The 7,341-nt window shown below is 69.4% G+C and carries 9 protein-coding genes; 5 read left to right on the top strand and 4 right to left on the bottom strand.

Annotated elements, in window-relative coordinates; all coding sequences use genetic code 11:
- Positions 1-193: 193 nt before the first annotated feature.
- Positions 194-667, top strand: coding sequence for an S-ribosylhomocysteine lyase (locus NS220_RS18105; protein WP_058625373.1), 474 nt, complete (start codon positions 194-196; stop codon positions 665-667).
- Positions 668-751: 84 nt separating this feature from the next.
- Here the strand turns inward: NS220_RS18105 and glgC are convergent, their stop codons facing one another.
- Complete coding sequence (glgC, locus tag NS220_RS18100) at positions 752-1,996, bottom strand: glucose-1-phosphate adenylyltransferase (protein ID WP_058625372.1); 1,245 nt, start codon at positions 1,994-1,996, stop codon at positions 752-754.
- A 76-nt stretch (positions 1,997-2,072) separates the two neighbouring features.
- Between glgC and glgA the strand changes: the two genes are divergently transcribed.
- The 3 genes from glgA (at position 2,073) to NS220_RS18085 (ending at position 4,569) form a co-directional block, all read left to right on the top strand.
- Entirely contained in the window at positions 2,073-3,263 is a 1,191-nt protein-coding gene (gene glgA, locus NS220_RS18095) for a glycogen synthase (RefSeq protein WP_058625371.1), read from the top strand.
- A gap of 158 nt (positions 3,264-3,421) precedes the next feature.
- Positions 3,422-4,204 carry an ABC transporter ATP-binding protein gene (locus tag NS220_RS18090; RefSeq protein WP_058625370.1) on the top strand — a complete coding sequence of 261 codons (783 nt, stop codon included), beginning with the start codon at positions 3,422-3,424 and terminating at the stop codon, positions 4,202-4,204.
- Positions 4,205-4,317: 113 nt separating this feature from the next.
- The gene (locus NS220_RS18085) at positions 4,318-4,569 is read left to right on the top strand and encodes a type B 50S ribosomal protein L31 (protein WP_013586710.1); all 252 of its coding nucleotides are present in this window, start codon (positions 4,318-4,320) and stop codon (positions 4,567-4,569) included.
- Positions 4,570-4,712: 143 nt separating this feature from the next.
- On the opposite strand, the gene NS220_RS18080 is transcribed toward NS220_RS18085, so the two are convergent.
- Positions 4,713-5,162 carry an Lrp/AsnC family transcriptional regulator gene (locus tag NS220_RS18080; RefSeq protein ID WP_058625369.1) on the bottom strand — a complete coding sequence of 150 codons (450 nt, stop codon included), beginning with the start codon at positions 5,160-5,162 and terminating at the stop codon, positions 4,713-4,715.
- 122 nt (positions 5,163-5,284) lie between these two features.
- On the opposite strand from NS220_RS18080, the gene NS220_RS18075 reads away from it, so the two are divergent.
- On the top strand, positions 5,285-5,833 hold the full coding sequence (locus NS220_RS18075) for an RBBP9/YdeN family alpha/beta hydrolase (RefSeq protein WP_058625368.1): 549 nt from the start codon (positions 5,285-5,287) through the stop codon (positions 5,831-5,833).
- Positions 5,834-5,968: 135 nt separating this feature from the next.
- On the opposite strand, the gene NS220_RS18070 is transcribed toward NS220_RS18075, so the two are convergent.
- Both NS220_RS18070 and NS220_RS18065 read right to left on the bottom strand, forming a co-directional pair.
- Entirely contained in the window at positions 5,969-6,784 is an 816-nt protein-coding gene (locus tag NS220_RS18070) for a carbon-nitrogen hydrolase family protein (RefSeq protein ID WP_081323263.1), read from the bottom strand.
- A gap of 77 nt (positions 6,785-6,861) precedes the next feature.
- On the bottom strand, positions 6,862-7,341 hold a 480-nt coding region (locus NS220_RS18065), incomplete at its 5' end, for an HNH endonuclease signature motif containing protein (protein WP_153004363.1).

Below are 7,341 nucleotides of genomic sequence, written 5' to 3'. Positions count from 1 at the left end.
CGCGCGGTCGCGCGTGCGGGCGCGAGCGCGCGCCCCACGCCGGCGCTTCGCCGAAGTCCGTCGCGCGCGGGCACCGGCTCTCCGCGCGGTCGCGCGTGCGGGCGCTGGCACGCGCCCCACGCCAGCGCTTCGCCGATGTCCGCGCCCGCGCGTAGGCTTCTCCGGTACTCCAGACTTCTGAGAAGGGATCCTCATGGCCGACGTCGAGAGCTTCACCCTGGACCACACCGCCGTGCTGGCCCCCTACGTGCGCCGGATCGGCACCGAGACGGGCCCCCGCGGCGATGTCATCACGAACTTCGACCTGCGCCTGGTCCAGCCCAATGAGGGCGAGATCCCCACGGCGGGGCTGCACACCATCGAGCACCTTCTCGCGAGCCTCGTGCGCGATCGCATCGACGGTCTCATCGACATCTCTCCGTTCGGATGCCGCACCGGATTCCACGTCATCATGTGGGGCGAGCCCGAGGTTCCCGCCGTCGTCGAGGCGATCTCCGACTCGCTGCGGGCGATCGCCGAGGACGTGGAGTGGGAGGACGTGCCGGGCACCGACGCCTTCAGCTGCGGCAACTACCGCGACCACAGCCTGCACAGCGCCCGCGAGTGGTCCAAGGTCGTCCTCGAGAAGGGCATCAGCCACGACGCGTTCCAGCGCGTCGGCGTCTGACCGCACACCGGAACCACATGCGGAAGGGGCGGTGACCAGTACGGTCACCGCCCCTTCTGCATGCCGGCTCATCGGCATCCGGGATCAGGCCCGGACGTGCGCGTCCTTCCCGACGACGGTGATGCCGGTCTCGGTGACGGTGAAGCCGCGCGCGAGGTCGCGTTCGCGGTCGACGCCGATGGTGGCACCGGGCTCGAGGACGACGTTCTTGTCGAGGATCGCGCGGTGGATGCGCGCTCCCGCTCCGACCTGGACGCTGTCGAAGAGCACCGAGTCGGTGATCGTCGATCCGCCCCCGGCGAGGGCCCAGGGGCCCACGACGCTGCGTTCGAGGTGGGTTCCCGACAGCACCGAGCCGAGCGAGACGATCGAGTCGATCGCGTTGCCGATGCGGCCGACCGAGTCGCGTACGAACTTCGCCGGCGGGGCGTTGAACGTCTGCGAGTAGATCGGCCAGTCGGTGTTGTAGAGGTTGAAGATGGGCAGGGTCGAGATCAGGTCCATGTGCGCGTCGTAGAACGACTCGATCGTGCCCACGTCGCGCCAGTACGACTGGTCGCGCGGCGTCGAGCCCGGCACGTCGTTGCGGTTGAAGTCGTACACGGCCGCTTCTCCGCGGTTGACGAAGTACGGCACGATGTCGCCGCCCATGTCGTGCGCCGAGGTGGGCAGTTCGCCGTCGTGGGTGACGGCGTCGACCAGGGCGTCGGCGTCGAAGATGTAGTTGCCCATCGACGCCAGCACCTCGTGCGGGGCGTCGGCGAGACCGGTCGGGTTCTGCGGCTTCTCGAGGAACTCGCGGATCTTCGTCGGGTCGCTCGGGTCGGTGTCGATGACGCCGAACTGGTTCGCGAGCGAGATCGGCTGACGGATGCCGGCGACCGTGGCCCGCGCGTCGGAGGCGATGTGGGCGTCGAGCATCTGCTTGAAGTCCATGCGGTACACGTGGTCGGCACCGATGACGACGACGATGTCGGGCTTCTCGTCGCGGATGAGGTTCATCGACTGCAGGATCGCGTCGGCCGAACCCGAGAACCAGCGCTTGCCGAGACGCTGCTGGGCGGGGACGGATGCCACGTACGCGCCGAGCATGGGCGACATGCGCCACGTCTGCGAGATGTGACGGTCGAGGCTGTGCGACTTGTACTGCGTCAGCACGACGAGCTGGCGCAGGCCCGAATTGATGAGATTCGAGATCGCGAAGTCGATCAGGCGGTACTGACCGCCGAAGGGGACGGCGGGTTTGGCGCGATCCGCCGTCAGGGGCATGAGTCGCTTTCCCTCGCCGCCGGCGAGGATGATTCCGAAGACCTTCGGCGCTGCAGGCATGGCACCACACTAGGGGTCGGATGCGGATGCGGAAACACGTGCACGGCGCGCCTTTCGCTGTACTACGGTTCGTCTCATGCGCGTCGACATCGTGACCAAGGAGTACCCGCCGGAGATCTACGGGGGAGCCGGGGTCCACGCGACCGAACTGGTCAAGGCGCTGCGGGCGGAGGGCACCGAGGTCCAGGTGCGCGCGTTCGGCGCCGCGCGCGACGAAATCGACACGACCTCGTACGGCGTGCCGGCGGAACTGCGTTCGGCGAACGGTGCGATCCAGACGCTCGGTACCGACCTCGAGATCGTCTCCGACGTCGCGGGAGCCGACGTCGTGCACTCGCACACCTGGTACGCGAATTTCGCCGGGCACCTGGCATCCCTTCTCCACGGCATCCCTCACGTCGTCACCGCCCACAGCCTGGAGCCGCTGCGGCCCTGGAAGGCCGAGCAGCTCGGCGGCGGGTACGCGGTGTCGAGCTACATCGAGAAGACCGCGTACGAGGGCGCCGCGGCGGTCGTCGCGGTCAGCTCGGGAATGCGCGATGACATCCTGCGCAGCTACCCGTCGCTCGACCCCGCCAAGGTGCGCGTGATCTACAACGGCATCGACACCGAGGCGTGGCATCCGGTGTCGGATCGAGAGTTCCTGGCATCCGTCGGTATCGATCCGTCTCGGCCGTCGGTGGTTTTCGTCGGGCGCATCACCCGGCAGAAGGGACTGCCCTACCTGCTGCGTGCGGCGGAGCGACTGCCGGCCGACGTGCAGCTGATCCTGTGTGCGGGAGCTCCCGACACCCCGCAGATCATGGCGGAGGTCGAGGAGCTCGTGCGCGGGCTCCAGGCCACCCGGGACGGCGTGGTGTGGATCGACCGTCTGCTGCCGCGGAACGAGCTGTGCGCGATCCTCACCGCAGCGACGACGTTCGTCTGCCCGTCGGTGTACGAGCCGCTGGGGATCGTCAACCTCGAGGCGATGGCCTGCGGGGCGGCCGTCGTGGGAACGGCGACAGGGGGTATTCCGGAGGTCGTCGTCGACGGCGTCACCGGACGACTCGTGCCGATCGAGCAGGTCCAGGATGGGACGGGTACGCCCGTGGACCCCGAGCGTTTCGTCGCAGACCTCGCCCGCGTGCTCACCGAGGTGGTGACGGATGCCGACACGGCCCGCGCCTACGGGGAGGCCGGTCGTCAGCGCGCCATCGACGACTTCAGCTGGGCGGCGATCGCGCAGACGACGGCGGCGCTGTACGCGGAGGTCGCGGGGAAGTAGGGATGCCGAGCGGGTGTCGGTCGCGGGTTCGTGGCCGGGTGCCCCGGAGCTGTGCGCGGCGGTTGCGCGAAAGAGGGGAGCGCGAGCGCGCCGCGCACCTCTCCACAGCGGGCCGCGTGGCATCCGGGCGGAGGGGTCCGGGCCGTTAGGCTAGATCCATGCCCCAGGTTCTCGAGTTCTCCGACGTCGTCGTCCGCCGGAACACGCGGGACATCGTGTCCCATCTTGACTGGAGCGTCGACGACGATCAGCGCTGGGTCGTGCTCGGTCCCAACGGTGCCGGCAAGACGACCGTGCTGCAGCTCGCGGACACTCTGCTGCACCCCACCTCCGGTTCGGTGACGATCCTCGGTGAGCAGCTCGGGCGCACCGACGTGTTCGAGCTGCGCCCGCGGATCGGCTTCGCCTCGTCGGCGATGGCGCGCCGCGTGCCGCCCGAGGAGACGGTCCTCGACGTCGTGCTGACCGCGGCCTACTCGGTGACCGGTCGGTGGCGTGAGCAGTATGACGACATCGATGAGCGCCGCGCGCTGCGCGTGCTCGCCGAATGGCGTCTGGATCACCTGGCCGATCGCACGTTCGGCACGCTGAGCGACGGCGAGCAGAAGCGCGTCCAGATCGCGCGGGCCGTCATGACCGACCCCGAGCTCCTGCTGCTCGACGAGCCCACCGCGAGCCTCGATCTCGGTGCCCGCGAAGAGCTGCTCGCGCTGCTGTCGGGCTACGCCCAGGCGCCGACGACGCCCGCGATGGTGATGGTGACGCACCACGTCGAGGAGATCCCCGTCGGCTTCACGCACGTGCTGTTGCTGCGCGACGGCGAGGTCGTGGCATCCGGCCCGCTCGAGGACGCGCTGACGGCCGAGAACCTCTCGAGGACGTTCGGACTCGAGATCACCCTCACGCACGAGGCCGGCCGCTACGCGGCTCGCGCGGTCTGACGTCGCGCGCGAGTTCGCGCGCGAGCCTGGTAGACTCTCACGCTGGTGCCTTCGGCGCCGCAGACTTTGACGTCCTGGCAGAATCCAGGGCACCACTTCTCAAAGGACCTCCCATGAAGACTGACATCCACCCCACGTACAAGGCCGTCGTGTTCCGCGACCTCGGTTCGGGCGACACGTTCCTCACCCGCTCGACCGTCTCGAGCGACAAGACGATCGAGCTGGACGGTGTGGAGTACCCCGTCATCGACGTGGAAATCTCGTCGGCTTCGCACCCGTTCTACACGGGCAAGCAGCGCATCATGGACTCGGCCGGTCGCGTCGAGAAGTTCAACCAGCGTTTCAAGAACTTCGGCGGTCGTTGATCTTCAGCGGTTTCGCTTCGCGAGCCCCTCGTCCTTCGGGACGGGGGGCTTCGTTTTTCCGAGGGCGTGCGTGACGGGTGGGCGGCCGCGGGGAACCGTCGCGCGAGCCCCGGGGACGGGCGTGGCCGGTGCGTGTTCGTCCGTCAGGCGTCCTTCGCGGGCAGCAACGGCTTCGGCGGGTAGGTGCTGAGGACGAGTGACGTGGTCACCGGACCGAACCGCGCCAGGGCGTCGACCACCTTCTCCAGCCTCGCGGCGTCCGGGCAGTTGACGTCGAACAGCAGGCAGTCGTCTCCGGTCACGCGGACCATCGACGTGATGTCGGGGAGGCGCTCGGCGAGCTCACGGGCCTGAGCGAGCAGCGCGTGCGTGGTGCGCAGCCGGATGACGGCGTGGATGACGAGCCCGACCGCGGCGGGGTCTATCACCGCGCGGTACCCCGCGATGACGCCCGCGCGTTCGAGGCGCAGGATCCGCGCGCTGGCGGCGGGCTGAGAAAGGCCGACCCGACGGCCCACCTCGGCTCCCGACAGTCGTCCGTCGTTCTGCAGCAGTTCGAGGATGCGGTGGTCGATCGCGTCGAGTGATTCCATCGTTCTGGGTTCCGATCTCCTATACATCACTTGCGGGAGATGAATCCGACGAGGAGATCCATCATGATCGCGGACAGGATGCCGCGCACCGACGCGGTGCGCGAGTGAAAAGGTGGCTCTCGATGGTGGCATACGTCGTCGTTCCCGGCATCGGAGGATCGGGCGCGCAGCACTGGCAGACCCTCTGGGAAAGACGGTGGGGTGAGGCGGCCGTCCGGGTGTCGCCCCGATCGTGGGATGAGCCCGACCTCGGTGACTGGGTGGAGGCGATCGATTGCGCTGTCACCGAGCGCGCCGCATCGAGCGAGGATGTCATCGTGATCGCGCACAGCCTCGGGTGCTGGGCGGCGGCCGAGTGGGACGCGCGGGAGAAACGCACGACGGTGGCGGGCATGCTGCTCGTCGCGCCTCCGAACCCGGCGGGTGACCGCTTTCCCCGGACCGCAGCTCCGAGCTTCGCGGGCGTCGAGGCTCGACCGCTCGCGTGCCCCAGCGCGGTGATCGCCGGCTCCGATGATCCGTACTGCCCGATCGATGTCGCGGAACGGTTCGCATCCGCATGGGGAAGCGCCTTCCGCAATGCCGGGGAGCGTGGGCACCTCAACGCCGCGAGCGGTCTCGGAGAGTGGGAATGGGGGAGAGCGGTGCTCGCTGGCCTTGTGCGGGAATGACGGGTGCCTGCGCCGGGCGTGATGGGGGCGCTCGCGCCGGGGTGTGATGGGGTACCGGCGCGGGGTGTGACGGCGGTGCTCCCGTCGGGTGCGACGGGGGGTGCCCGCGCCGGGTGGACGGTGGCGCTTCAGCGGTCAGCGCGCCGCGTTGGCCGTGTGGAACGACCCCAGGGGGCGGTCGGGGCCCAGCCCGTCACGATGATCCGCCCACATCCGCTGGCGCGCGCGGGTCTCGCCGATGACCTCCGCGCTGAGGTCGGCGAACGCGACGTGCTCGCCCTCGCCGACCGCGGCGATGCGTCGGCCGAGCGGATCGAAGACGGCGGAGCCTCCGATGAAGGCGTGCGGCCCGCCGAGGAGGCCGCTGAAGACCACGTACATGCCGTTGTCGAGGGCACGAGCGGCGTAGTGGAGATCGCGACGGTGCTCGCCCCCGGGGAAATACGCGCCGCTGTTGAGGTAGACGTCCGCCCCAGCCCGGCCCGCGGCGGCAGCGTGCTCGGGGAAGTTCGCGTCGTAGCAGACCGAGAGGGCGAAGCGCAGGTCGTTCAGGACGAACGAGGTGCCGTGATCTCCGGGCGTGAAGAGGGAGCGTTCGCTGTCGTGCAGGTGCTGCTTGTCATAGGCCGCGAGGGGTTCGCGACCGGGGGAGAGGATCACGTCGCTGAGGGTGCGGCATCCCTCCCTGTCGAGAGCGGTGTTGACGACGGCGATGACGCCGGTGCGGTCGACAGCGTCTTGTACGGCGGCCCACCATCCGCCCGGGCGGAGCTCGGGGAGGGGACCGGCGAAGGCGCGGTCGTCGTACCCGGTGACGGCGGCCTCGGGGAAGAGGGCCAGATCTGCTCCTCCCGACGCGGCGTCGTCCACGAGGCGGGTGATGAGAGCGACATTCGCGTCGATGTCGCCCGGGACGGCTTCCATCTGAATGGTCGCGATGCGGCAGGTCACGGGACCAGTGTGACATTCCGGTGATGCTCGCCCGTCCATGGGGGCGGTGGGCGGCGAGGGCGATGCTCGCCTCGCGCTCAGAACGGCGGCGGATCAGTGCCGTACGTTCCGCCGAGCGGGGATGTCCATTGCAGGTCGCCTGCTGAGGGGGCCTGCGTCGGCGTCCACCGCGTCCCGTGTCGGAGGCGGTGGTGGTGGCGGCACTCCGGCGCGAGGTTGTCGGCATCCGTGGTGCCGCCGTCGGCCCAGGCGGTGAGGTGGTCGAGGTCGCAATCGTGTGCGGGCCGATTGCAACCGGGGAAGACGCAGGTTGGTGAGGTCACGCCGAGCCAGCGCCGAAGGGCCGCGGGAACACGGTACGTCTGTCGATCGAGCACGAGTGGCGCTCCGCTCACGGGGTGTGTCAGAAGGCGAACCCAGGAGCTCGCTTCGCCGGCGAGACGGCGCGCGGTGTCGAGGTCGATGGGGCCGTAGCCGTCAAGGGTGGCGGGGCGGTCGTCAGCACCGAGGAGGGTGAGCGCGGGGATGGTGACGACGACGGTGGGGGAGGACGGGTG

It is taken from the genome of Microbacterium testaceum (assembly GCF_001476655.1).
GTDB classification, from domain to species: Bacteria; Actinomycetota; Actinomycetes; order Actinomycetales; family Microbacteriaceae; genus Microbacterium; species Microbacterium testaceum_C.
The sequence above is the reverse complement of the archived record's forward strand: the minus strand, read 5'-3'. Positions and strand labels throughout refer to the sequence as shown.

Coding starts and splice junctions, on each gene's coding strand:
- NS220_RS18085 (WP_013586710.1), top strand. CDS start 4,318: ATGAAGACTGACATCCACCCCACGTACAAGGCCGTCGTGTTCCGCGAC.
- NS220_RS18080 (WP_058625369.1), bottom strand. CDS start 5,162: ATGGAATCACTCGACGCGATCGACCACCGCATCCTCGAACTGCTGCAG.
- NS220_RS18105 (WP_058625373.1), top strand. CDS start 194: ATGGCCGACGTCGAGAGCTTCACCCTGGACCACACCGCCGTGCTGGCC.
- NS220_RS18075 (WP_058625368.1), top strand. CDS start 5,285: ATGGTGGCATACGTCGTCGTTCCCGGCATCGGAGGATCGGGCGCGCAG.
- glgC (WP_058625372.1), bottom strand. CDS start 1,996: ATGCCTGCAGCGCCGAAGGTCTTCGGAATCATCCTCGCCGGCGGCGAG.
- NS220_RS18090 (WP_058625370.1), top strand. CDS start 3,422: ATGCCCCAGGTTCTCGAGTTCTCCGACGTCGTCGTCCGCCGGAACACG.
- glgA (WP_058625371.1), top strand. CDS start 2,073: ATGCGCGTCGACATCGTGACCAAGGAGTACCCGCCGGAGATCTACGGG.